This window comes from Paenibacillus ottowii, assembly GCF_050516475.1.
GTDB classification, from domain to species: domain Bacteria; phylum Bacillota; class Bacilli; order Paenibacillales; family Paenibacillaceae; genus Paenibacillus; species Paenibacillus ottowii.
The window spans coordinates 2,787,661-2,814,020 of record NZ_CP191577.1 but is presented as its reverse complement, the minus strand read 5'-3'; the positions used below and the strand labels follow the sequence as shown (position 1 = coordinate 2,814,020).

Here is a 26,360-nt window from a genome sequence, read left to right as displayed (position 1 = left end):
AGGAGCAAGAATGGAGACAAAAAATCCTTTTTTATCCGTCGTCATTCCCATGTACAATGAAGGCTCGCATCTCGAACGTTCGCTTAAGGTGATTGATGGGGTGCTGTCTGTTGTCACCTCACGCTATGAGCTTATTATTGTAGATGATGGTTCCAAAGACGATACATGGCTCAAACTGTCCGAATTGTCCCGTCGTATGCCCTCTCTACTCGCGCTCCGGCTGAGTCGGAATTTTGGTAAGGAGCTGGCGTTGTGCGCAGGTTTGGAAAATGCATCTGGCGATGCGATCATTGTCATGGACGGTGATTTGCAGCATCCTCCTGAGATGATCGGGGAAATGGTACGGTTATGGCAAAATGAAGGTTATGATTTAGTTGAATGTGTGAAAGAATTTCGGGGAGAAGAGTCTGTAGGCAAAAAGCTCGGAGCTTCTTTGTTCTATGCGACTTTGAATCGTTTGACAGGCTTTAATCTCAAGGATGCCTCCGATTATAAGCTGCTGGATCGAAGAGTGGTGGATGCCTGGATGGCGATGCCAGAGCGTATGCCGTTCTTTCGCGGGATGACCGCCTGGCTCGGTTTTCGTAAAACTCAGATTACGTTCCGGGTGGCTCCACGAGAAGAGGGTCCAAGCCGCTGGAGTCCGTTAGGGCTGTTTCGATTGGCCGCGGAAGCGATCGTTTCGTTTTCGACAGTACCTTTGCGGGTAGTGAGTTTAATGGGTCTCATTTTCATGCTGATTTCGGTCGTGTTGGGGATTCAAACCTTGATGCACAAAATAACGGGTGACGCTGTGACCGGGTTTACCACTGTCATTTTACTGCTTTTGATTATCGGCAGTGTACTCATGCTGTCGATTGGAGTGGTAGGAGAATATATTGCCGCCATATATCACGAAGTCAAAGCCAGACCCCGTTATCTAATTGCAGACAAACGGGCGAATGCTGAGCGATTGTGGGTGGATAGGGAGTTTAATCAACATGATCAGACGTTCGTATCTAAAGTATCCAATCATTAAATACGGTATTGTCGGACTGCTGGGCACAGGCATTCACGTCGGTGTGCTTGTGCTGCTGGTGGAGCTGTTTGCGATACCTGCGGTAACGGCTACTACAATAGGCTTTATAGTTACGTTGCTCGTCTCGTACGTGCTGAATCGAAACTGGACGTTCGAGCCTACCGGCGAGGGAAGTCGGACTCAGTTTCTTAAATATGTATTGGTCTGTACCTGCGGCTTGCTTTTGAATGCTGGTCTCATGTACGTAACCATTCACTGGATCGGTTGGTCGTATCTAATCGGTGAAGTCCTAACTACCATCATCGTGCCCATTCATAATTATATCTGGAACCGCTATTGGATCTTCTCCGTTCCGCAACAGCGTCAGAAAGAGGTTTAATGATCGTAAAGAAACATGGAAAGTTGCTGTCGTTGTTTGCTTGTATTACTGCTTTAGAACTCGCAGTAGGTATTTATTTTGCATGGCATCTGGGCTATATGCATACCGATGCGCTCAGTCGAGTGGCTAATGCATTTTATGTGCTGTATAGCCGTGACCCACATTTGGGTGCTATCGGTTTTGTATGGAATCCGCTACCGAGTTTGATGGAACTTATTGTGCTGTTGTTCTATCCTTTGTTTCCCGCACTCGCTTCCCACGGGCTGGCAGCAGTGATTGTGAGCAGCCTGTTTGCTGGGGCGAGCGCAGCATTATTGTACGGGACGGGAAAAGAACTAGGGCTTCGCGGTGCAACCAGTTTGCTGATTGCGCTGTTATTTTCACTGAATCCGTTTATGTTTTTATTTGGGTTCAACGGCTTGAGTGACTCGCCCTATATCTTTTTTATCCTGCTGACAGTGAGTCGATTCTGTATGTGGCTTAAGGATCGCAAGGCGGCGAATCTGATCGTATCCGGTTTTGCGCTTGCCTTGGCCTTTTGGGTTCGCTACGAAGCGGTCCCGCTAGGTGTTGCAATGGCTGTAGGCGTATTGCTGACAATTCTTTCACTGCATCGGTGGCGTACAAACAGAGAGAAGGGTAGAACGCAATTGTCTTTAAAAGAGCGCCTGTATAAAGTTGAAGCGACATGGCTTCTATTATTGCTGCCGCTAGTCTTTTCCGGGTTACTATGGCTCTTTTTTAACTGGATTATCATGGGCGACCCGCTTTATTTTTTACGCTCGCAATATTCCAATTCCACACAATCAGCGGCTTTGCTGGAGGATCAACGCTTTGTGAAAATGTTTGCGCACCCTGTGCTGATGCTAAAGTTTGTCGGGCAGCGAACTTTATGGTATGCTGCTCCGTTGATTGCTATTTTGCTTATACGTCTATTGGACAAACGTCTGTGGAATTGGAGTACGTTAACGTTGCTGGCTATTTTTTTGTCGGTACCTGGACTGCAACTCTTGTTAATGTTTAAGCATTCTTCGTTTGGCTGGTTCCGATATTTTATGTATGTATTCCCGATTACAGTTGCTTGGCTGCCATATGAACTCAGTTTATTGAAGGGAAAAATGCGTGGGATCGGAATCTCACTGGTAACGGTAGGAATGTTGGTAACAGCAGGCTTGTTATCCTACGCACTGACGAATCCCGCGATTGCAGCTGATGAACATAGCTATCTGACGCATAGCGGCAATGAGAGCTATGATCGGCAAGTGATTGAACGGAAAATAGGGCCATGGCTGGATGAACATTATGGTTCATCGCTCATTTTGACAGATTCTTATACAGCCTATCCGATCATTTTGAGCAGTAAAATTCCGAAGAAGTTTATGATCACGAGTGATTATGATTTTGGGAAAGCTTTAATAAATCTACCTGCTTCCAAGGTGGACTATGTTTTGGTCACACGCTTGGTGGAAGGGGTACCGCTGGATCAGGTGAACCGGAACTATCCTGATCTGTTTGAAAAGGGGGCGCCATGGGCCTCGTTGGTGCATGACTTTGACGGGGAGTGGCGATTGTACAAAATAGAGCATGCAGAAACGCAATAATTTATTGCGTTTTACTGCGTCGTAGCGGAGAAAGGAGGTAGCTGTGGGGCGTGAGTTCCTTGCAGCTGCACCACCGCAACAAGTTTGAGGGGGAACGAGAGGAATGTCCTTTCGCAAATGGTCTGCAAGCAGATGGATGGGTATCGGTCTGTTTGTGTTTATACTTGCATTGGAGCTGTCTGCAGGCATTTATTTCAGCTATGTTCTAGGATATATGCACACAGACGCGCTCAGTCGGGTAGCTAACGCATTTTATGTGCTGTATAGCCGCGATCCACATCTGGGTGCCATCGGATTTATCTGGAATCCACTACCCAGTCTGCTGGAAATGGTGATTCTATTGCTGTATCCAATTTTTCCGGCATTAGCCTCCTATGGATTGGCTGCTGTTATTCTGAGTGCTACCTTTGCTGCTTTGACCGCAATGCTGCTATATCGGGCGGGTGTCCGAACAGGGCTTAGCTCCAGGATGAGCTTGCTGTTGGCATTGCTGTATGCACTGAATCCGTTTGTTTTACTGTTTGGTGCCAACGGTCTGAGCGATTCGTTATACATATATTTTATTATGATGACGGTCATTGAATTTGCGCTATGGCTCAAGGATCGTATGACGGCAAGTCTGATTGTTTCTGGATTAGCGCTTGCCATGGCGTTCTGGACTCGCTATGAAGCGGTACCTCTAGGCGTGGCTATGGCTGTTGGCGTGGTCTTGGCGATCTTATTTCTTCATCGCAACTTGGGTAGACGCGAACTGGTCTGGCGGGAAAGGCTGCATAAAGTCGAGGCAACCTGGTTACTGCTTCTGCTCCCTGTGGTCTTTTCCGGGCTATTGTGGATTTTCTTTAACTATCTCATCATGGGAAATGCTCTTTATTTCTTGAATTCAGAGTATTCGAACACAGCCCAATCGGCAGAATTGCTCAATGATGATAAATTTGTAGAGATTTTTTCCAGTCCGTTGGTAGCCCTGAAGTTTATTGCTTCCAAAACTATCTGGTATTCTGTGCCGTTGTTTGCTATTCTGTTCATTCGTCTGTTGAGTGGACGTTTATTCCGGTGGGGTACCTTGATTATTTTATTATTGTTCCTGTCTGTACCGGGCTTGCAATTTTTACTTATGATGAAGCAATCCTCATATGGTTGGTTTCGTTATTTTATGTATGTATTTCCAATTACCGTAGCCTGGTTGCCTTATGAGTTGAGCCAGCTTCAGGGACGATGGCGGAGGGCAGCCTTTGGTCTAGTGTCTGTCAGTCTGCTACTTACTGCTGGATTACTGTCCTATGCGTTGACTCGCCCGGATATTGCACCGGATGAGAACAGCTTTCTCACACGTACGGGGAATGTGAACTATGTGAGACAGGAATCAGATCGTAAGATAGCCGTCTGGCTGGACCAGCATCTGCCGAAGTCGACCATTATGACTGATTCGGCTTCAGCCTATACGATGATCGTCTACAGCCAATATCCCAAACGCTTTCTGATCACCAGTGATTATTCGTTCAATAAGGCATTAAGTTATCCGCAGGACAATCATGTAGACTATATCCTTGTACCTAAGATTATGTCAGGCATGCCACTGAGTAAGATCAATATGGTATATCCGAATTTATATGAACATGGGGCCCCATGGGTTCAGCTTGAACGTGAGTTTAATGGCGAGTGGCGCCTGTATAAAGTGCTGCCTAAATCATTAACTACAACTAAAGGATCTCCATCGACGGAGACGACGACAAATCCCTGATGTGCATAACAACAATCCCCGAAGCCCATTCCCTTCGCTTGATGCGGTGAGAAAGGCTGCGGGGATTTTTTTGCCTGATTAGTGCCCTTCAAGCGGTAGCCACGCCAGTACATCCTGAATTTTCGCGTCCCAGTATCCCCATTCATGAGCTCCAGGACCTTCTTCGTAGGTCAGCGGAACTCCAAGAGAGTTGCATGTTTCACGAAAAGTTTGATTTCCTTTATATAAAAAGTCCTCTGTACCGCAGCATTGGTAGAGTTGGGGGAGTGAGGTCTCCGCGGTGGCATGACGTTGTAGCAGCTCCAGCAAGTCGTGATCCGTTCCACGTATTTCATCTGGCCCAAAAATGTTAAGCCATTCCGCTGGACTCATAGCATTTTGCATAGGATCGGTGCGGGATGCGTGTAAATCCATGACCCCCGACAGACTGGCAGCGGCTGCAAAGCGTTCAGGATGCTGAAGTGCCAGTTTGAAGGCCCCATACCCACCCATAGAAAGCCCAGCTACGAAATTGTCTTCACGCTTGTCGGACAGAGGAAAGAATGAACGTGCCAAAGCTGGTAATTCTTCACTGATAAAGGTCCAATAAGCCGCCCCTTGCTCCATATTCGTATAGAAACTCCGATGCACCTGAGGCATGACGACGGCAAGGCCCATAGAGGCAACGTAGCGTTCAATGGAGGTTCGACGCAGCCAGGTTGAATCATCGTCCGACAGACCGTGCAGTAAATACAGGGTCGGGTGTGGCCCTGCTCCCTGCTTGCCCTCCATCCCAATCTGTGAGCGAGTTGCCTGCGGAAGAATAACATGCATAGATGTGCTAAGACCAAGAACTTCCGAATAAAACTGACATTGAATAAGAGCCATAAGAAAACCTCTTTTCCTAGGGTTATGTGATCTCATTGACCTGTTTCTGCTTACAACTGATTACTCACTCAGTATACTGTGACCTGTCCAAATATACATATCCAAGTGAATAGCTAGGTATTAAGTCCCGTTTCTTATTTATCCTACATTAGGAGGGGGTATGGTTAAATGGGACGATTTTTTTAATTTAGGGGCTATTTGGGTTTGATTTCTGGTAAAGTGTTTAAAAAAAGATTGATGAATCCAATCTGAGGGAGGAATTTATAGCATGGGGAAAAAGTTAAGAACCACAATTACAGGTGTACTGAGTACAGGTCTTATTCTTAGCGCATTCAGCGCAGCGGCAGCTGCTCCTCAAACTACAAGCGGCCATTGGGCAGGAGATCAGGTGCAACGCTGGTCAGCTACGGGGCAATTGAGCGGAGCGGTAAAACCGGATGCAGCGATCACACGCGCAGAATTTATCGTGCTTTTGAACCGCAGCTTGGGAACGTTCACGCAGGAGACTCCAGTGGTGACAGACGCAACGTATGGAGGCAGTGTGAAAGTAAACGGTAATGGAAGCAGAACGTTCACAGATGTTCCGGCATCCCACTGGGCATACAACGAACTGACAAATGCCGTGAATGCAGGTTACATAAGCGGCTATGCAGGTAACAAGCTCAAACCAAATGGTAAGGTAACACGTCAGGAAGCAGCTGCGATTATTGGCAAAGCTATTGGGCTGACTGCGGGTAATGCAGCAGATGTTACTAAATTCATTGACTCCGACAAAATCGGATCCTGGGCGAAGAAAAGTGTAGCGGCAGCTGTGGAGCAAAAAATCATCAACGGTTATCCGGATGGTAAATTCCAGCCACTGAAGCCACTGACTCGTGCAGAGGCGGTTGCTATTCTGGATGCTGCATCCGGTTACAACCTGAGCCCTGTTGATAATCTGACGACGACTCCTGGTGGAACGGTAACAGATTCCACATACAGTAACGTGACAGATTCCACTTATGGTAACACGTCCACAACTTCTGGAACTAAAACAGGAGATAGCAGCACAAGCACAAGTACCAGCACAAGCACAGATAGCACGACTACGACTGCTACGGACAACGCTACAACAACAGAGACAAGCACCGACACAAACACAACTACGACTGCGGACAACACTACAGACACAACCGCGGGCGCTACTTCAAGTACACTGAAAGTCAACGATGTGTACGATGGTGAAAGTACGATTACAGGGATAGCAAAAGCTGGTTCCACAGTGACTGCCTATTCCAACGATCTGCCTATCGGCAGTGCAGTAGCCAAAGATGACGGCACATTTAGCATCAGTGTGCTTACTCAAAAAGCGACAGTTAGACTGGTGATCAAAGCTAAAGATACAGACGGCCATGAAAGTGAGCCTGTAGAAATCTCGGTTTTGAGTAAACGCAGCGAGTAATATAGAACGACAAATCCCCCTTCACTCTGTCTGGAACCAATCCAGTCAGTAGTCAAGGGGGATTTTTTCGTTTATTCGCTTATGCCGTCTTCCACGATAGGTTTCTCCGGTTCGTGTGTTTGTGGATCAGACGATGTGCTACCACCATAACTAGCTATAATGCGTTGCTGCGCTCGGTACGTATCGCGGCTGATACGGGTGCGCTCGATAGTTTTTCCATTTACCTTTTTTACTCGGAATGTTTCTACCACATATCCTTCTTTGCCCTGTCGAATGACCTGAAAGAAGCCAGGGGATAGTGAGTCATCACGTATTCTTTTTACTGGTATAGGGAGTACACGAACGGTGTGAGATTCAAGTTCATACGAAATATTCGATGGGAATGTACCAAAAATTTTAACAGTCAGCGTTCGATTTTGAACCGCAGCACGTAGGAGTAAATGTTTGCCAGTATTATTTCTAAAACGAAAATTAATAGACCCTGTAGCAAAAGTCGCATCCTGACCTTTGGGCAGGTAGCTGACTGGCAAGGAATGGTTGCGGCGCTCGACAATGTCCAGGCCGACTCGCAGCGCTGCATTATAGACTGTGCTGGACACTTGGCAAATTCCACCGCCAATGCCGGACTCCAACCGTCCGTTGACGATCACCGGAGCCTCACGAAAGCCATGAGTGCGCTCAGCCTTGGCAATCACTTGGCCGTAGTCGAATATGTCACCCGGTTTGAGAATTGTACCATCGACGGCGCTTGCCGCTGAATTTACGTTATACACACGCCCTTCCGAGCTGCTGCCGAGACTGGTGGAAAACTGGGTGATTTTTCGCTCAATGCCTTCACTGCGCAGACTGTCGACCGTAATTTTCGGCTCCAGCTGGTAGAACGGCAATTCCACTCGGATCGGATTCTCGGAAGCCGTAAAATCCCTGGGGAGTGCCTTGTTCATTGCAACGTTCAGTTTGGGCCAATCCAGACGACGGGCAGAGCGCCCCGGAATATACCGAATCTGATCGTTTGTATCGATCTGACGCACTGCATTGACAGGCATGCCGTATCGCTGCTCCTCCCAATCCGCTCCAAATTTTGATTGTAAAAATTTCTCTTGCCGGAAAGGTGTAATAGGCCATTCCTTTTCAAAGCTAAAACGTGTCTGCGCACGAGTCCATAGATGCCCCGCGCTAAGTGCCTTTACTGCGCTCCGGAAGGCATCCGCTTTATAGTCAATCCCTGCTTCCCCGAGTGTCAGCTTTATATCCTGTGCACTGCTGTCGCTGTCCGTGAGGAGCAGAGGACGCTGCTTCAATTCATCCAGTTTTTTCTCCACTAACTGGAGAGCCATTGTTTTATCCATGCCCCCTACGTTGACGCCGCCAACCTTCACTCCCTCTGGCAGGGTTTGTCTGTCGGCGTACAGATGAAGTCCTCCCCACAGTATTGCCAGCGCCAGAACCCCAGACCATAACCAGATGACAGATAAATGAATTTTTTTCATAATGCAGATGTCTCCTGTCTGATAAGCTTGATAGCGTATTCGTGTGCCACAATATTCATATATATGTGCCAAAAGCGGAAAACTTTCGGTACTATTTAGGTAACAAATTTGTTACAATGATAAACGGTATGATGAAATACAGAAGTTTTTAGAGGAAATGCATGGAATATGTCGAATGGATATTAGGTTATGCGTAATATGATTAAGCAGCGGGAAGTGATCGAGTGATTGAAATGCAGGATGTGTGGAAGACCTATACGAACGGGACCCACGCACTTCAAGGAGTATCGGTTAAAATTGACCGTAATGAATTCGTATACGTAGTCGGTCCGTCTGGAGCGGGGAAATCGACTTTTATGAAGCTTATTTATAGAGAAGAAGTACCGACCAAGGGGCAAATTTCGGTCAATGGTTTTAATATCGGAAAGCTCAAGCAGCGCAAAATCCCCTATGTTCGTCGCAACATCGGAGTCATTTTTCAGGATTTCCGACTTTTGCCGCGTTTGTCAGCCTATGAGAACGTGGCTTTTGCGATGGAAGTTATAGAGGCTCCCAAGAAGCTGATCCGCAAGCGGGTTCCGGAAGTGCTCGAATTGGTTGGCTTGAAAGAGAAAATGCATCGTGAGCCTGCCCAGCTATCCGGTGGGGAGCAACAGCGTGTAGCGATTGCACGGGCGATCGTGAATAATCCCTCGGTTATCATTGCCGATGAACCAACGGGTAATCTGGACCCCGAAACATCGTGGGAGATCATGCAGTTGCTCGATGAAATTAATTTTCGGGGCACGACCATTGTGATGGCGACACACAATAAGGACATCGTGAACTCCATGCGTAAACGCGTCATCGCTATCGAAAATGGCAACATCGTAAGAGACCAGGTAAGAGGGGAGTATGGATATGACTTTTAATACCTTCTTGCGTCATATGCGGGAAGGTTTCAAAAACATATTCCGCAATGGCTGGATGTCCGTAGCATCCATCACCTCAATTATTGTGTCACTGCTCATACTCGGCGTGTTTATCATGCTAGTGCTTAACGTCAACTCCTTGGCTGATCAAGCAGATAGCCAGGTGGAAGTGAACGTGTTCCTAGAACTCAATGTCGATCAAAGCATGCGTGAAACGCTGCAAAAGGAAATCGCGGCAATGCCGGAAATCAGTAAAACGACCTTTGTGACGAAAGCTCAAGGCTTGGAGGAGCTGCGCAAAGATTTGGGAGACAGCGGCAAGGATCTGCTGGAGGGTTTTGACAAGGACAGCAATCCACTACCGGACAAAATCGTGGTAGAAGTGATTGAACCAACGACAGTTCCATTTGTGGCTGAGAAGATTGAGAAGCTGAATACAGAGCATCCTGAGAAACCGATCTTAAAGGTTCGTTACGGAAAAGGCACTGTTGAGACGCTCTTTACCATTACCAAGCTGATTCGCAATGTTGGTTTTATATTCGTCGCCGGACTGGCGATCATGTCTATGTTCTTAATCTCGAATACGATTCGAGTCACGATATTGGCACGCCGCAGAGAAATCAGCATTATGAAGCTGGTCGGTGCGACCAACTTCTTTATACGATGGCCGTTTTTTATTGAAGGCGCGCTTATTGGTCTTATTGGTTCTCTTATTACTGTAGGAATTTTATTTACAGGTTATCAGCGTTTGCTGACAGCCGTTCAGGGAGATATCGCTCTCAATATGTTGAAGCTGATGCCGCTTGAAGGCATTTGGATTCAGCTGAGTGCATTGCTGATTATTTTGGGGATGCTGGTCGGCATTATTGGCAGTACCCTGTCCATGCGCAAGTTCTTGAAAGTCTAAGAAGCATTTGGTGGAACGTCGTGATCGATTCAATAGAATGGGGAAGCCCGGTGTTATTTTGCGATAAAGGATGGGGAGTGCAAGTTGAAAAAAATAGGATCTGTGTTGGCTGCCACGTTGGTGGCTGCATTGCTAATCCAGCCTTCTGACGGATATGCCAAAAGCATGAGTGAAATCAATTCGCAACTAAACCAATTAGAAAAGCAAGCCAAATCTGCGAAGCAACAACAGCAAAAGGCTGCTCAAGATAAACAGTATGCTCAGCATTATAAAAATAAAACCGTACAAAACCTGAAAACGGTACTCGCTCAAATTAACAGTGTCAGTGATCAGTTGACTCGTGTAGCGGTTCAGATCGATCAAACGGAAGATAATCTCCGTGCGACTAAAAAAGATTTAGCCGAAGCCATTGATCGCATCAATTCGCGGGAAAAAATGCTGGAAACTCGCGTACGTCTGATGTATACAGATGGAACTGTCTCTTATATGGACGTGCTTATGTCCTCGGCCAGCTTCAGTGATTTTCTCAGCCGGGTGGATTCTCTGAAAACGATCGTAGAGCAGGACCAAATTCTGTTGGACGAGCATAAAAAGGACAAGGCTCTGGTTGTAAGCAAAAAGAAACAACTTGATACGGAATATAAAAATGCCAAAAAGTTGTATGCGCTCAAGCAGGACGCCAAAGCTCAATTGAATGCAAAAGAAAAAGAGAAGCAAAGACTGATTGCCAACTACGATCATGATATTGCTGAATCGGATGAAATCAGTGAAGAACAAAACGATATGTTAGTAGCCCTCGCGAACAAACGTGTGGGACTGGTGCAGGAGAAGAACAAGCTTAGAGCAGAGCAAGCTGCCAAAGCAGCCCGCGCTAGAGCAGCTGCACGTGCTGCTGCAGCCAAGCGTTATGCATCTTCATCCTCAGGCGCCGCCTCGAATTCCAGCCATGCGGCTGCCAGCTCGTATACAGGCGGATCGGGGACATTGGCTACGCCTGTAGCCCATTACCGGCTCTCATCTACTTTTGGCATGCGGGTACATCCGATCACCGGCAAGCTTAAAGGCCACACAGGCATTGACCTGGCGGCTCCGCAGGGAACCGATATTCATGCAGCTGAAGACGGTGTAGTCATCGTTGCTGAATGGTGGAGCGGTTATGGGAATACCGTTGTCATTGACCACGGAGATGGACTATGGACCCTGTACGGACATATTCGCAATGGTGGTACAGTGGTTCATACGGGGCAAACCGTAAAACGCGGTCAAAAAATTGCAGAAGTGGGTTCGACGGGGAATTCTACAGGACCTCACTGTCATTTTGAAGTGCGCGAGAATAATAAACCTGTAAATCCAATGAACTATTTATAACAGATATGGTAAGCCCTATTTGTAGCCTATGCGGTTGCAGATAGGGTTTTGCTGTAATGGATCATATCCAATAAGGAACATGTGCATTGAGACACGGAGTAGGATACAATTAACATATTCCGTACAAGCTAGACGTATACTTCGTGAATGGATGCGTTGTGAGGAAATAGGATACAAGATAAAGAGAAGGCGGTGGACGATTAGATGTTGAAAAAAAGTACAGCGGTACTCTTGATGGTGATCGGGCTGCTTGGCGGCAGTCTGCTCACTTTTGCTTATACTGGAACGACTACAGTAGGGAATAGCGCTTTGGGCGAAGGACTGCTGGCGAGTGTGACAGGGAGTAGTTCCTCCTCCAGAAGTGATATCCGCAAAATTGAGACAGCGATGGACTTAATTCAGGGACAGTATTATCAGGATGTGGATCGCACCAAGCTGGTGGACGGCGCGATCAATGGTATGATGGAGTCGCTTGGCGATCCATATTCCTCTTATATGGGTAAAGAAACGGCACAGCAGTTCGAGCAATCCATAGAAGGCTCTTTTACTGGGATTGGGGCCGAAGTAGCGGCTGAGAACGGGAAAGTAGTCGTAGTCACACCAATCAAAGGCTCTCCGGCTGAGAAGGCGGGATTACGCGCTAAGGATATTATATTGTCTGTTAACGGTGAAACCCTGGACGGATTGGATCTGAATAAAGCTGTTTCCAAAATTCGTGGACCGAAGGGCAGTCAGGCCAAAGTTAAAATTCAGCGTAACGGTTCTCCTGATCCACTTGAATACACGATTACCCGTGACAACATTGATATGGAAACTGTAACGGCTCATATGGAAAAAGGTGGCGTAGGCGTTATTACGATCACCCAGTTCTCCTTAAATACGGCAGAACGTTTCAAGGAAGAGTTAGCGAAGCTGGAAAAACAAGGGCTTAAAGGACTCGTCATTGACGTGCGTAATAATCCGGGCGGGGTACTTTCTGTCGTTATTGATATTGCACAGCAATTTGTACCTTCCGGCAAAACGATTGTACAAGTAGAAGACAAAAATCAGAAGCGTGAAGAAGAGAAATCCAAAGGCTCAAGCAAAAATTATCCGGTGACTTTGCTCATGAATAAAGGTAGCGCAAGTGCGTCTGAAATTCTGGCAGGTGCTCTCCAGCAATCCGCTGGTGCAGTGTTGATCGGGGAAAACTCCTTTGGTAAAGGCACTGTACAAACCAGCTATGACAAGCAGATGGGTGATGGCAGCTTACTCAAAATCACGATTGCCAAATGGCTGACGCCAAATGGAACATGGATTCATAAAAAAGGGATTAAGCCGGATATCGCGGTGGAACAGCCTGAATACTTTACGGCCGCACCGCTGAACAAGGAAAAGTCCCTGAAATACAATATGAATAGCAGTGATGTCAAAAACGCACAAATCATTCTGCAAGGCTTGGGCTACAAGCCAGGTCGCGAGGATGGCTATTTTGACAAAGTGACTGAAAGCTCTGTTATGACTTTTCAAAAAGAGGCGAAGCTGACGGCTAACGGCATCATTGACGCGAAGACAGCAGCAGCGATGGAAGCCAAGCTGATTGAAAAAATTCGTGATCCGAAAAATGACAATCAGCTCAAGCAGGGGATTGAAGAGATTCGGAAGGAAATGAAGGCAAACGTAGCGAAATAATAGTGAGGCTAACAACAAGGGGGCTGGAAACAGTCCCCTTTTTTATTGGGATTTATTTGCAGTCTGTCGGTTTGTCTTCCCTACATTGGCAATTTCATATAGAATAAATGGATATGAAATGTACGTGCTCCGCTATACAGCGGACCAGGGGCATAAGGAGTGTGAATGGACTTGGAATGGGCATTACAATGGGGATGGAGCGTCTTGAATGCTTGCTTGTACCTGCTTTTGCAGCCGTTTTACTATATCTCGATACTCATTGTCGCGCTTGGATATCGTCGGCAAATGCTGCTGGAGCGCAAGCTATTTCATACTAGAATGCATAGCTGGGCTGCTGAGACCTGGCGTGTCGTATGGAGTGGCTTGCTTGCTGGGGTAGCAATATCCGTTCTGGGAATGTTCGTCAGCGTTCATCTGACCTCGACTTCCATCGTGTGCCTGTGGATAGCCACTTTATTGCTCATGTTGGTACGCGTCCGTTACCTATGTCTTGCTTATTCGGCAGGTCTGCTAGGTGTAGTTCAGTTTTTTCTAAACGTAGCCAGTGGCTGGCAGCCTGGGGGAGCGCTCGGGACAGCAGTAGCAGCCATCCGCGGATTGGATATTCCAGCACTCTTAGTGCTCGTTGCTGTGCTGCATGTGGCTGAAGCGCTGTTGGTTCGCTGGCAAGGAGGAAAGGCAGCCACTCCACTGTTTGTTGAAGGCAAACGGGGACGATTGGTTGGCGGCTATCGTATGGAAGACCTCTGGCCTATTCCGTTGCTGTTGCTTGTACCTGCCCAGGGAGGTTTCACGCTTCCCTGGACACCTTTGTTCGGTGGCGATGCCGGAACGGGGTATATGCTAGCAGCGCTGCCAGTCCTGATGGGCTTTAGCAGTGTGACGCTCGGTCAGCTGCCACGACAGAAGGCAGCACTTACTTCGAACCGTTTGCTCCTGTACAGTGTGGCTTTGCTTTTGCTAAGCCTGTTGGCAGCCTGGTGGAGTCCGCTGATCTTGCTGGCAGCGTTATTCTCCTTCCTGGCTCATGAGGCGCTGATCTGGTACGGCAATATAGAGGAAAGCCGTCTTAGCCCGATGTTTGTACATCCAGAGCAAGGGATGCGTGTGCTCGCTGTGCTGCCAGATAGTCCGGCGACAGCCATGGGCATACAGCCGGGAGAAGCCATTTACCGGGTGAATGGCATGGTGGTGAACAGCCGTGCCGAGCTGCACCAGGCGTTGCGGGTCAATTCTGCTTTTTGCAAGCTGGAGGTACGCAATCTGCAAGGTGAGAGCAAGTTTCTACAGCGAGGCATGTACGATGGTGACCACCACCAGCTGGGGGTTGTGCTTGCGCCGGATGAAGACGCAGGCTGGGCCGTGTCCATACAGCCGGCCTCTATCTACCGAATTGTGGCCATGCACATAGGGGCACGACGACGTAAGGCGGGACAGGCCTCCAAGGCAGAGGGTACGCATTTGGACACTATGGATTCATAGATATTACACCAAGAGGGTAGTCATTATTTGGTTAGAATCGAATAAGGCTACGCTCTTTTGTATATGGTAACAGTAGCCTGCTTGAAATCAATATTCTGATCGGTATACAATGAATATGTAATGGGAACCTTTGATGAACCGAGTGCCTATCAAGTGTATCAAGCAGGGAGAGGAAAAGATGAACGCGATTCACTTTATTCGAGAGTACATCAGGCACCCACGCAGCGTAGGCGCTGTTATACCCAGCTCAAGACAGCTGGCCAAGCAAATTGCCACACCGATTTACTTTGACAAAGCCTCGTGTATTATTGAATATGGAGCCGGGACGGGTGTGTTTACGCAAGAGCTGATTTTGAACAAGCGTCCAGAAACGCTACTGTTAGTGATAGAGGCTAACGAATCGTTTTACAAAACGTTACAAAGCAAATATGGACATCTGGAGAAGGTACACATTATTCATGGTTCAGCCGAGCATGTCGCACGGTATATGAAACAGTACCACGTCTCGAAAGTGGATTATATCGTATCGGGGCTACCTTTTACCAGCTTACCCGCTGCGTTATCCAGTCTCATTTTGGGACAAACGGCTGAGGTGTTAGGCCAGGAGGGCAAGTTTATTACGTTCCAGTACAGCAAGGTTAAGCACAATTTCTTCCGTACTTTTTTTGCAGATATCCAGATTAAAAAGGTAAACTATAATGTTCCGCCAGCCTATGTGTTCACCTGCAGCCTGTGAGCCTTCAGCTATGTAGGAGATTAGAATAGATACGAATATCCATATGCATATGATTATGAGAAGACTAGGTCAGCATCATTAAGATGTTGAAACGGTCTTTTTTGTTGTCTACTTTTATGGAAATATAAGAGAATGGATATGTTAAATAGCAAAATTGTTTTAAGGAATCATCTTTTAAAATGGGGCTTAACCTATATATTACATAAGTTGGAACCTGTTAGATTTTTGTAGGATTCATAATAAATCTGAACTTTTGTTAAAGGAGATTTATATATGGTAAAACCGCTGATGTTCATGCGCTGGTGTGAGTATTATGGGTTAAGCGACCGTGAGACAGATTTTGTATCTTTTTTTATGATGAATTTTTCGGCTGCACGATCAGGCAATCAACCAAAACTTAAAGAGCAATTTGTTGAGATTCAAAAACAAACCTTTCCAGAATACCCGTTTGATATTAGCCCGGAAGAACTGGATTATAGCAAATTCGAAGAACTGATGAAACGAGTGTTGCACATTCATTTTGACACGGCTGAACTGCTGTACTCCTTCTATCTCCAAAAGTTGTGCGCACCTTTGGCAGAATACATCTTATCCACTGGAGATGCTGAGTCTGCACGGATCTACTACGAGCTTATTCAAAAGGACAAAGTACGGTAGAGATTAAAAAGCCCCTTGCTAAGGGGCTTTTTTTAATACTCACGCTATAAAGTTATTTAATAAGTCAACTCTAGTCCATGTTCTGCTATATGGATATATAGAATATTTTATGGGTATGGACATTACGTCCCATAAATAGTTCGATATGATGATTTGGTCGGTAGAACCGTATAGCACAGCCGTATTACAACATTTGAAGATCCGAGCAATTCTGAATTTCGGACGGAAAGGAGCGTATAATCAATCGGATACTTGTTGCTTCGATGGGAGGAGTTTAAGCATGTATCTATAAAAAAACTAATCTATGGTTTAGAGTAAGGTGAACGCTGTAACGGAACGATAAACTTTTTTGGAATCGGGAGCCTAAAAGCCTGAGGAAGCGGCACTCGAATGGGCTGCTCTTTTCAAATGTAAAGGAGGAAAACGGCATGAAGGCGAAAAATAGCAGGAGTATTTTGTTCAAACGTCCCAAGTGGCTGCCTGTCGTCATGGCATGCACGATGATAGCAGGAGGTGCTTTACCGGCTCCAGCTGTAGTTCACGGTCAAACGGCAAAGACTATCACCATTAAAATAGATACATCCAAGGATCGTAAGCCAATTAGTCCTTATATATACGGTACGAATCAGGATTTGGCGGGCGATGAACATATGGCTGCCAGACGGCTTGGTGGCAATCGAATGACCGGATACAACTGGGAAAACAATATGTCCAATGCAGGAAGTGACTGGCAGCAATCCAGCGATAACTATTTATGCAGTAATGGTGGCCTGACACAAGCCGAATGCGAAAAGCCGGGAGCGGTGACGACTTCGTTTCATGATCAATCGCTGAAGCTTGGCGCTTATTCTTTAGTTACATTGCCAATGGCCGGTTATGTGGCTAAGGATGGAAACGGCAGTGTGCAGGAAAGCGAAAAAGCCCCGTCCGCTCGTTGGAATCAGGTCGTAAACGCTAAAAATGCACCGTTCCAGCTACAGCCTGATCTGAATGACAATCAGGTGTATGTAGATGAGTTCGTTAATTTTTTAGTGAAAAAGTACGGAGCTGCTTCAACCAAGACAGGTGTGAAAGGATATGCGCTCGACAATGAACCCGCTCTCTGGTCGCATACACATCCACGCATTCATGGTGAAAAGGTCGGGGCGAAAGAGCTGGTAGACCGGTCCGTAAGCTTATCCAAAGCTGTAAAAGCGGTTGATGCGGGTGCGGAAATTTTTGGGCCAGTTCTTTACGGTTTTGGCGCCTATAAAGATCTTCAAACTGCACCTGATTGGGACTCTGTAAAAGGCAACTATAGCTGGTTTGTGGACTATTACCTGGATCAAATGCGCCTCAGTTCGCAAGCCGAAGGCAAGAGATTGCTGGATGTCTTTGATGTACACTGGTATCCCGAGGCGATGGGCGGAGGCATACGAATTACGAATGAGGTAGGCAATGACGAAACGAAGCAAGCCAGAATGCAGGCTCCTCGTACTTTATGGGACCCGACCTATAAGGAAGATAGCTGGATCGCCCAGTGGAACAGCGAATTTTTGCCTATACTGCCTCGATTGAAACAGTCCGTGGATAAATATTATCCAGGAACCAAGCTGGCAATGACCGAGTATAGCTATGGCGGCGAAAATGATATTTCCGGCGGGATCGCGATGACTGATGTGCTGGGCATCTTCGGCAAAAACGATGTTTATATGGCAAACTACTGGAAGTTAAAAGATGGCGCCAACAACTACGTTAGTGCTGCTTACAGGCTTTATCGCAATTATGACGGAAAAAGCGCTACTTTTGGTGATACGAGTGTTAGTGCCCAAACGTCGGATATTGTTAACAGCTCCGTGCATGCTTCCATAACGAATGCATCCGACAAGGAACTGCACCTCGTGGTCATGAACAAAAGCATGGACAGCGCATTCGACGCCCAATTTGATCTTTCTGGTGAGACGACTTACGGCTCCGGTAAAGTATGGGGCTTCGATAAAAACAGCCCACAAATTAAAGAAGCAGCACCAATTACGCAAATTTCAGGCAACCGTTTTACTTATACCGTACCGCCTTTGACGGCTTATCATATCGTGCTAACTACCGGCAAAGATACGTCTGTGCCACCGGTGGAAAATCCTGATAGCTTTAAGCTGAAGGCAGAGGCTGGCGATGGGAAAGTCCATTTGTCCTGGGACGCTTCCAGCGAAGTTGTGGGCTACAGTGTACAGCGAGCAGCGGATGAAAAGGGCCCTTTTACTGCTATAGCATCCAATTTGAATGAAACGTCTTATACGGATACTAACCTAACGAACGGGACTCCATACTATTATAAAGTAACCGCCAAGACCAATAAGGGAACGAGCGAATCCCATGTTTTGAAAGCGGTTCCCAAGACGCCTGTAAACGGTCCAGCTCGCTATGAAGCCGAAGATGGCACACTGAAGGGAACCATTGTGGAATCCAGCGGAACCGGCTACTCCGGCACTGGTTATGTAACGAATTTCCACAATGCAGGGGATTCTCTGACGATGACGATTCAGGCTCCAACGGCGGGTTTGTATAATCTTACAATCGGCTATCGTTCTCCTCATGATGACAAACGTACGAATTTCTCTTTAAACGGCAAAGCATTTGGCGAGCTGGTGCTGGGGAAAACAGCAGATTTCAAAGAAACTTCCGGAGGCAAGGTTCTATTAAATGCAGGCGCGAATACGATCGGTTTTGAAACAGGCTGGGGCTGGTACGATATCGACTACGTCAGGCTGGAGCCTGCTGCTGATCGCCCACCCCATGCGGTAACCAAAACGCTCACTAATCCGAATGCGACCGTGGAAGCCAAAGCATTGATGAACTATCTGGTTGATCAATACGGGAAGAATATGCTCTCTGGACAAGAGGAAATGAACGAGATTGATTGGCTTCAAGCCAATGTAGGTAAAAAGCCGGCGATTGCAGCGCTTGACCTGATCGACTATTCGCCAAGCAGAGCGGAACACGGTCTTAGTTCCACTGAGGCGGAAAAGGCGATTGCATGGGATAAGCAAGGAGGCATCGTTACCTTTGCATGGCACTGGAACGCGCCGAAAGGCCTGATCGATACGCAGGGAAAAGAATGGTGGAGAGGCTTCTATGCCGATTCGACCACATTCGATGTAGAATATGCGATGAATCATCCGGAGTCCGAGGATTATAAATTACTTATTCGCGACATCGATGTGATTGCAGCGCAATTAAAGAAGCTCCAGGATGCGAAGGTTCCTGTCCTGTTTCGTCCTTTGCACGAAGCGGAAGGCAAATGGTTCTGGTGGGGCGCCAAAGGTCCTGAGCCTGTTAAAAAATTGTATATTTTGATGCATGATCGTTTGACGAATGTGCACAAATTGAACAATCTGATATGGGTATGGAATTCTGTTGCTCCGGATTGGTATCCGGGAGATGAGGTTGTGGATATTTTGAGTTTTGACTCTTATCCGCAGGCAGGGGATTACAGCCCGCAAATTGCAAAATACGAAGACCTTGTTGCACTGGGTAAGGACAAAAAGCTAGTCGCCATGAGCGAAAACGGACCGATTCCCGACCCTGATCTGATGAAGGCATATCAAGCCCATTGGAGCTGGTTCGCTACATGGTATGGGGATTTTCTGAGAGACGGCAAACAAAACAGTCTTGAGCATCTGAAAAAAGTGTATAATCATCCGAACGTCATTACGCTGGATGAGCTTCCAACGAACTTAAAAACGTATGGCATTACCGAGCAGCCGTCCGTACCAGGCAGCTTCACGCTAAACGCCGCGGGCGAAAAGGCAAAAGTATCGCTAAGCTGGACAGCATCTGCGAATGCGAAAAGCTATGAAGTGAAGCGTTCGACGGCTGAAAACGGCGCGTTCGCCACTGTGGCGAGCGATGTATACGGCAGCAGTTACACCGACACAGCCGTAACGGCGGACACGACGTACTACTACCAAGTCGTAGCGAAGAACGATGCAGGCCAGACGCTGTCTAATACCGCTAGCGCAGCGCCAAAAGCGGATACACAGCAGCCGACAACGGGATTGCTGCTCCAGTATCGCACAGCGGATACCAAGGTGAACGACAACCACCTGAATCCGCACTTCCAAATTGTAAACAAAGGCACAACCTCCGTACCGCTCAACGAGTTGAAAATTCGCTACTACTACACGATCGACGGTGACCGTGAGCAGACATTCAACTGCGACTATGCGATGATGGGCTGCTCGAAGTTGAATGGTAAGCTGGTTAGAATGGAGAAAGCTGCAACCGGTGCCGATTATTATTTGGAAGTCAGCTTCAACTCGGATGCAGGCGTGTTAGCTCCTGGAGGAAGCACGGGCGAAATTCAAACCCGTATTCATAAAACAGACTGGTCAAACTACAACGAAAGTGATGATTATTCGTATAAAGGTACGCAAACCTCATATGCCGATCATATGAAAGCTACCTTGTATCATAACGGTGTACTTGTTTGGGGAACCGAACCGACAGCTAATTAAATGATATAAATACAATCGCTGAAATGAGCAGGGGGATTTAGTATCCTACCTGCTCATTTTTTATCCGAAAAAACTTATATATGATTATTTTGTAAAAAATGAAATGATATGTTTATTTCTATTCTTTTTGTAACACATCAAGAATTAGAATGGAATTAATTAGAAGGAGGGAGATGAAAGAAATGATATAACTAATATTTTGGTGATGTCTACTGTCTACAATTGCTTGGAAGTCTAATGTTTAATCAGTAAAAATACTTAAAGAGGAGAATGACAAATGAAAAGAGCGATCTTAGCACTATCAATTTCCGCGTTAGCTTTATCTTTAGGGGGAGTAGCTTCGGCTTCACCAGTAAGTTCAACAATATCTGTTGGGGCTCCAGCAAAAGTAACCGTAACCTTTAGTCCTGCCAATGGAGAAAAGCCACCTATTACAAAGCAAGATACTCCCCCACTTAAATTAGGCATAGGTAGCACGTATAAAATGGATGGTTCTAACTGGATGATTTTGTATGGAAGTGATGTTGTCGAACTTCATGGAAATAAAGCTAAGATGATTGGCTATGGTTCAGCTCAGGTTGAAGCCTTTAAATCTAATGGAGACAAACTTGGAGTTTATACTTTTAAGGTTGAAAGATAGTATTTATATGCAGTGAAGGAGGTGAAGTACGCTTCACTTCCTTCACTTACTTATTTTTATGGATTAATTGGGTAAGTAATCTCCAGATCAGGGAAATACTCAATTTTCGGATTTCCATCTTTGTCTAGTTCAAATTTACTCTTATCATCCTTGTTAAAGATATTTTTGTAGACCTTTATAGTAATTGCTTTGGGGGGAGAGGTGAAAGGTTCAAAACGTGAATCATTTATCAGAACGTTTCCATCCGTAGCACTCCAACCGTTGTTGCTTATAAAATTTAGTTGCTTTCCTTTGTCATCGTAAATTTCATAACTCAAAAAAGGAAGTGACGAAGAAATTTTTAAATTGTCAGGTAGCTTTATGCGAGTTGTGATGCTGGTTGTAATCGGCGTGAGCTCAATCTTTTCCAGAGTATAGTCGATGTTTTGGTACTTTCGTTTAAGAGATGGCGTAAAAGTCAGGTTATTTTTTGTGTTTTTTTCCACTGGAATTTCTATTTTGAAGGGCTGCTTGATACCAGAGACAGGCATGGAAATTGTTAAATCAAACTTATCTGGGAAAGATTTACCGCCTTGGTTGCGTAAATCTGAAAACTGTATAATTGTTGAGTTTTTATTTTTTCCAGGTATCATATATGGGTCAATAGAGTTAGTAGTGTTTGCAGGCACATAAGAAGAGTTGATTTCTTTTCCATTAATAAAAAATATTAAGTCATCAAGTAATAAGGGTAATTCAGTGTTTAAAAATCTTTTGTCAGTGGTTTGTCGTTCTAAGGCAATGGATACACGTGTTCCATCAAACATGACCTCTGGTACGCTGAGAGTTAGTCCATCGTGAGTATCACTAAGATTTGGCTTTGATACTAGCCCTTTTTCGTCTGCTGTTTGTAAACCAAGATCACCAGCAAGCTGGAATATAGAATCTATACCTGGAATTTGTTTTAAGGAAGCAGCCATTGTTGGTGAAATAAATCCAGTACTAACGACAAGTGCAAACGCTACTACAAGTGCAGCGGAGGTCCCGAAAAAGGTATTGCGAACTCTTTTTGAACGAGAGCTAGATTGCTTATAGCGTCTTGTTTTCTTATTACTATAGCGTTCCATGGTTCTATCAATTAAATCCACTTGGAATGGGGTATTTCGAATAAGCTTTTGTAAGTGCTCAATTTCTTTATCTTCCGGGTTTAAATGAGTGCTCAATTTGTTTTCCTCCCTTTTCATTGTAGTTGATTAGCTTTTTACGGAGTCGCTCATATCTTTTTCGGATCGTGGACGATTTTAGCCCCATAATTGTAGCAATCTCTTCGTAGTTGTAATCCTCAAGCGAACGTAATAATAAAATCTGACGATCTTTTAATGTTAGCTGATCCAGTAACTCGTGGATTAAATTTGTATATTCGTATATTGGCTGTTGCTTTAGGTTCAGTTTGTACTGAATGAAGGATTTGAATGTTCTAGCGTTTCTTTTTAACAAGTCAGTACAGTGGTTTTGAGCGATTTTATAAAGCCAAGCTGAAAAAGAGACAGTAGGTACAAAATGATGTATATGTTCTAGCCCTCTAATGAATATTTCTTGAGCAGCATCTTCCGCTTCTTCCCGATTTTTAAGTAAATAGTAGCAGTATAAAAAGATCTGTTGTTGATAACGCCGTATGATATGTGTGTATGCTTGTTTGTCGCCTGCTTGGACCTGCTCTATGACAAGATTGATATCTGCGTTTTGAGTATCTGTATTTAGTTTTTCCATTAACGTCCCCCCCTTCTGCCTATATAACTGAAAAAGATATGCATTTGTGACATTCAAATAAAAAACTTGAAGTTTGCTTTTAATCGTTCTCCAGATGTACCTCATTCAGCTTTTCAATTATCACGGAATTCGTAAAAAAAAGGCTTCCTTCTAAGGCATCATAAAATAAAATGACTTTATAGACCATATATTTCACTATTTTAATTATTTTGTAATGAAATGAAGTTCTTACGACCGAAATCACATGTTAAGTATGACTTACGATATATCTGCAACTATATTGAGGGGGATTGAAATGGAACATGCACCTACGATCCGCTCGACGATAGAGACCGAACTAAAGCAAAGAGGATATACATTTAGCAGTTTTAGTAAAATATCCGGTATTAATCGTGGTACATTTAGCACCATGCTGAACAGTAACCCACCCAAGTCGATCTCCGTTCGGCAGATGGACTTGATTACTAAGGCCTTAGGATATCCAGAAGGCTGGTTGTATGAGCTGTACATAGATGAGTGCTTTCACGAGGGGAAAGGGCACTGGAAACGGATCAAACCTTTTTTATTGCGTTGTGTAGAGTTGGGGAGGAAGGAGTGTATTCAAAGGGTATTGTCGAGACTAACGGAGGATTTGTCCTATGTGTCGACGGTATTTGAGTTTGCAGAAGAACTGCATGAAGGTGGGAAGGAAAACGAAGCTGTCCCTTTTTATGAGTGTGTGATAGAAAACGAAAGATATTACCACGCCGAGCGGCTGGCTATTAGTCAATACAGATTGTTTTGTAACTCTCTGAATACTGACTTGGATAATAATCGTCAAGCAGCTATAAAGTTTGCTCCATATCGCAGAAACTTACCTGAAAATCATCAGCTGGATGCTTTATTAAAGCTGGCAAATGTGTATTTCCAAGTTCATGATTGTGAAACGGTGATACAGTATACGAAAGAACTTGGGGTACTAGCCACAAATATTTATCAGCAGCAGATTCAATCTAAATCGAAAAAACGTGAAGTTAAAACGTTAAATACAGAAAGACATCTAATCGTTTATTATGGTCAAGCTTATTTGATGCAGGGGTGTGCTTACGAAAAACAAGGGTTATATAAAAAAGCTCTGGAGTTCATTCCTTACTATGCAGATTTAACTGCTTTTGAAGGTTTGGATGAGATTGGTATGCTAGAAGCACAGAGGTTTGAAGTTTGGGCTAAAGCGAACCGCTTGAGTTTAGAAATTCTAATGGGGGATATGAGTAATTTACCTGCTTATGTGGAGCTTATTGGGGATGAACCTCCAGAGATACTACATGGGCTACTAACAATTGTGGAATCAGCCAATACTCACAAGTATTCAATAGATGATGTCCTGACCCAATTTGCTGAAAACATTAATGAATTCAGGGATTTACATATAAATATCTCTTATTATCAAACAAATTATAATCTAGTAACCTATTCCCGTTTTTTTCTTGAGCTTAGTCGCTATTATTTTAATAAGGGGAACTACTCTGAGGCGATCGATAACATGTTGAATAGTCTCAGAGCATCCTCACAGTTAAATGATAAGGCTTTTTATATCAAGTCTATCACGTTATTGTTTGAAAAATACAAAAACCATTCGACACACGAACAACGGGCAGAATATGAAAAAGTACTTAAAGCTGTTGAGAATAATATTAAGCAAATGACTTCCTGAAACTAAAAGGTTATGTACCTTCTACTATTAGTGGTAGAGGAACATAGCCTTTTTAATATTAAAGAGCAAGACTATATAGCCTGAATGTTTCCCTAAATGATTTGATTTTTAGCCACTCTATGAGAATTTTATACACGGATTGACCATCATCCAATATATTCATATAATTTCTAGTATATTGTAATTGATTGTCGAGGAGGGTGATTTTTTAAAATCATCTGAATACGCCGGGGGTGTTTTTATTGGAAAATACAACCACGATTCGTTCGGAAATTGAGAAAGAATTAAAACTTGGTGGCTATACTTTTAATAGTTTTGGACAAGCTACGGGACTTAACCGGGGCATTTTTAGTGCAATGCTTAATGGAAATCCGCCTAAGCCTATCTCCGTACGACAAATGGACTTGATTACTAAAGCGCTTAATTATCCAGAGGGCTGGCTATATGACCTATATGTTGATGAATGTTTTTATGATGGAAGACCGCATTGGAAAAGAGTTAAGCCATTCCTTATACGTTGTGTAGAAGTAGGAAACCTGAGGTGTGTGGAGAAAGTACTATCCCGATTAATGGAGGATCTTAATCATATTCCCACAATTTTTGCTTTGGCAGAGGAACTTTATGAAGAAGGAAAACTCAAAGAAGCTGTTCCTTTTTATGAATGTGTGATTGAAAATGAAAAGTATCAGCACTCTGAAAGATTGGCAATTAGTCATTACAGAATTTTTTCAATCTCTGTTAGTGAAAATGTGAAAATTGATGTAGAAGCTGCGCTAAGATTCGTACCCTTTAGAAATCGAGTACCTTTAGATTATCATTTAGATGGTCTACTTAAACTATCAAATCTTTATTACAACTTACATCAATGGAAAGAAGCAGAGCGTTATGCAGATGAATTAAGAGATCTTGCAACTATTGTTTGTAAAAGTAGAAAACCTAATAAAAAGAATTCCACGTTGAAAACTGAGAGACATTTAGTCGTATACTATGGTCAAGGATACTTGACGAAGGGAAATGCTCTGGAAAAACAAGGAAAGTACGAAGAGGCCATGAAATATATTTCTGGCTATGCCGATTTGAGTTGGTTTTCAGATTTGGGGGAAATTGGCCAGCAAGAAGTGCAAAGGTTTACTCTTTGGGCAAATGCTAATCAGCTTAACTTGAATATTCTTATGGGTGATACAAGTAGTTTGCCAACGTATATTCAATTTCTTAAAAATAACCCACCCGAAATATTATTGGGGTTATTAACAATAGTAGAGTCGGCTAACAAGCATGGTTTTATGATAGAACATATTTTACAGCAGTTTTCTAACGAACTAAATTCCTTTAATAATGAAATATCTGTTGGTATCAGTTATTATAAGCAGTCATTTAGTAACAATACTTACGCTGATTTATGTTACCAACTGGCCATATATATGTTTAATAACCAATTTCATGAGAAAGGTGTCTATTATATTTTAAAAAGCTTAAGAAAATATCTTGAAATCAATAACAAAGAAAAGTGCATGGT

Annotated in this window: 20 protein-coding genes (1 of these 20 running past the window's edge); 16 read left to right on the top strand and 4 right to left on the bottom strand. The window is 44.6% G+C overall.

What is annotated here, in order from left to right; genetic code table 11:
- The first annotated feature begins 10 nt into the window (after window positions 1-10).
- The 4 genes from ACQQ6X_RS13120 (at window position 11) to ACQQ6X_RS13105 (ending at window position 4,742) form a co-directional block, all read left to right on the top strand.
- Window positions 11-1,018, top strand: coding sequence for a glycosyltransferase family 2 protein (locus ACQQ6X_RS13120; protein WP_305165697.1), 1,008 nt, complete (start codon window positions 11-13; stop codon window positions 1,016-1,018).
- Window positions 981-1,397 (top strand): GtrA family protein, encoded by a 417-nt coding sequence (locus ACQQ6X_RS13115; RefSeq protein ID WP_063212308.1) that lies wholly within the window; start codon window positions 981-983, stop codon window positions 1,395-1,397. Before ACQQ6X_RS13120 ends, ACQQ6X_RS13115 begins: the two co-directional genes overlap by 38 nt.
- Complete coding sequence (locus ACQQ6X_RS13110; protein WP_305165696.1) at window positions 1,397-2,998, top strand: ArnT family glycosyltransferase; 1,602 nt, start codon at window positions 1,397-1,399, stop codon at window positions 2,996-2,998. Before ACQQ6X_RS13115 ends, ACQQ6X_RS13110 begins: the two co-directional genes overlap by 1 nt.
- A 103-nt stretch (window positions 2,999-3,101) precedes the next feature.
- Complete coding sequence (locus ACQQ6X_RS13105; protein WP_305165695.1) at window positions 3,102-4,742, top strand: glycosyltransferase family 39 protein; 1,641 nt, start codon at window positions 3,102-3,104, stop codon at window positions 4,740-4,742.
- A 78-nt stretch (window positions 4,743-4,820) separates the two neighbouring features.
- Here the strand turns inward: ACQQ6X_RS13105 and ACQQ6X_RS13100 are convergent, their stop codons facing one another.
- Window positions 4,821-5,609, bottom strand: coding sequence for an alpha/beta hydrolase (locus tag ACQQ6X_RS13100; protein ID WP_305165694.1), 789 nt, complete (start codon window positions 5,607-5,609; stop codon window positions 4,821-4,823).
- Between the two features lie 268 nt (window positions 5,610-5,877).
- Here ACQQ6X_RS13100 and ACQQ6X_RS13095 point away from each other — a divergent pair, with 268 nt between their 5' ends.
- Window positions 5,878-7,050, top strand: coding sequence for an S-layer homology domain-containing protein (locus ACQQ6X_RS13095; protein ID WP_305165693.1), 1,173 nt, complete (start codon window positions 5,878-5,880; stop codon window positions 7,048-7,050).
- Window positions 7,051-7,121: 71 nt separating this feature from the next.
- Here ACQQ6X_RS13095 and ACQQ6X_RS13090 read toward each other — a convergent pair whose 3' ends face one another.
- On the bottom strand, window positions 7,122-8,540 hold the full coding sequence (locus ACQQ6X_RS13090; RefSeq protein WP_305165692.1) for a VanW family protein: 1,419 nt from the start codon (window positions 8,538-8,540) through the stop codon (window positions 7,122-7,124).
- Between the two features lie 224 nt (window positions 8,541-8,764).
- Here ACQQ6X_RS13090 and ftsE point away from each other — a divergent pair, with 224 nt between their 5' ends.
- From ftsE to ACQQ6X_RS13045, 9 genes are all read left to right on the top strand, one after another.
- Complete coding sequence (ftsE, locus tag ACQQ6X_RS13085; protein ID WP_305165691.1) at window positions 8,765-9,451, top strand: cell division ATP-binding protein FtsE; 687 nt, start codon at window positions 8,765-8,767, stop codon at window positions 9,449-9,451.
- The gene (gene ftsX, locus ACQQ6X_RS13080) at window positions 9,441-10,358 is read left to right on the top strand and encodes a permease-like cell division protein FtsX (RefSeq protein ID WP_305165690.1); all 918 of its coding nucleotides are present in this window, start codon (window positions 9,441-9,443) and stop codon (window positions 10,356-10,358) included. Before ftsE ends, ftsX begins: the two co-directional genes overlap by 11 nt.
- Before the next feature lie 84 nt (window positions 10,359-10,442).
- The gene (locus ACQQ6X_RS13075; RefSeq protein WP_305165689.1) at window positions 10,443-11,726 is read left to right on the top strand and encodes a murein hydrolase activator EnvC family protein; all 1,284 of its coding nucleotides are present in this window, start codon (window positions 10,443-10,445) and stop codon (window positions 11,724-11,726) included.
- Between the two features lie 204 nt (window positions 11,727-11,930).
- Window positions 11,931-13,397 (top strand): S41 family peptidase, encoded by a 1,467-nt coding sequence (locus ACQQ6X_RS13070; protein WP_305165688.1) that lies wholly within the window; start codon window positions 11,931-11,933, stop codon window positions 13,395-13,397.
- A gap of 165 nt (window positions 13,398-13,562) precedes the next feature.
- Complete coding sequence (locus tag ACQQ6X_RS13065) at window positions 13,563-14,879, top strand: PDZ domain-containing protein (RefSeq protein ID WP_305165687.1); 1,317 nt, start codon at window positions 13,563-13,565, stop codon at window positions 14,877-14,879.
- A gap of 178 nt (window positions 14,880-15,057) precedes the next feature.
- The gene (locus tag ACQQ6X_RS13060; RefSeq protein WP_063212319.1) at window positions 15,058-15,615 is read left to right on the top strand and encodes a class I SAM-dependent methyltransferase; all 558 of its coding nucleotides are present in this window, start codon (window positions 15,058-15,060) and stop codon (window positions 15,613-15,615) included.
- A gap of 273 nt (window positions 15,616-15,888) precedes the next feature.
- Window positions 15,889-16,272: a hypothetical protein gene (locus ACQQ6X_RS13055; RefSeq protein ID WP_305165686.1), complete on the top strand. Its 384-nt coding sequence runs from the start codon at window positions 15,889-15,891 to the stop codon at window positions 16,270-16,272.
- 428 nt (window positions 16,273-16,700) lie between these two features.
- On the top strand, window positions 16,701-20,765 hold the full coding sequence (locus ACQQ6X_RS13050; RefSeq protein WP_305165685.1) for a glycosyl hydrolase: 4,065 nt from the start codon (window positions 16,701-16,703) through the stop codon (window positions 20,763-20,765).
- 277 nt (window positions 20,766-21,042) lie between these two features.
- Window positions 21,043-21,405 (top strand): hypothetical protein, encoded by a 363-nt coding sequence (locus ACQQ6X_RS13045; protein ID WP_063212323.1) that lies wholly within the window; start codon window positions 21,043-21,045, stop codon window positions 21,403-21,405.
- 56 nt (window positions 21,406-21,461) lie between these two features.
- Here ACQQ6X_RS13045 and ACQQ6X_RS13040 read toward each other — a convergent pair whose 3' ends face one another.
- Window positions 21,462-22,604: a DUF4179 domain-containing protein gene (locus tag ACQQ6X_RS13040; protein ID WP_305165684.1), complete on the bottom strand. Its 1,143-nt coding sequence runs from the start codon at window positions 22,602-22,604 to the stop codon at window positions 21,462-21,464.
- On the bottom strand, window positions 22,576-23,151 hold the full coding sequence (locus tag ACQQ6X_RS13035) for an RNA polymerase sigma factor (protein ID WP_149034471.1): 576 nt from the start codon (window positions 23,149-23,151) through the stop codon (window positions 22,576-22,578). Before ACQQ6X_RS13035 ends, ACQQ6X_RS13040 begins: the two co-directional genes overlap by 29 nt.
- Window positions 23,152-23,446: 295 nt before the next feature.
- Here ACQQ6X_RS13035 and ACQQ6X_RS13030 point away from each other — a divergent pair, with 295 nt between their 5' ends.
- Together ACQQ6X_RS13030 and ACQQ6X_RS13025 are read left to right on the top strand one after the other, a co-directional pair.
- Window positions 23,447-24,844, top strand: a complete 1,398-nt coding sequence (locus ACQQ6X_RS13030; RefSeq protein ID WP_305165683.1) for a helix-turn-helix domain-containing protein — start codon at window positions 23,447-23,449, stop codon at window positions 24,842-24,844.
- 242 nt (window positions 24,845-25,086) lie between these two features.
- Window positions 25,087-26,360, top strand: the 5' portion of a protein-coding gene (locus tag ACQQ6X_RS13025) for a DNA-binding protein (protein ID WP_430493449.1). The gene runs 118 nt beyond the window's last position; the window shows 1,274 of its 1,392 coding nt (coding positions 1-1,274); its start codon is at window positions 25,087-25,089; the stop codon falls past the right edge of the window.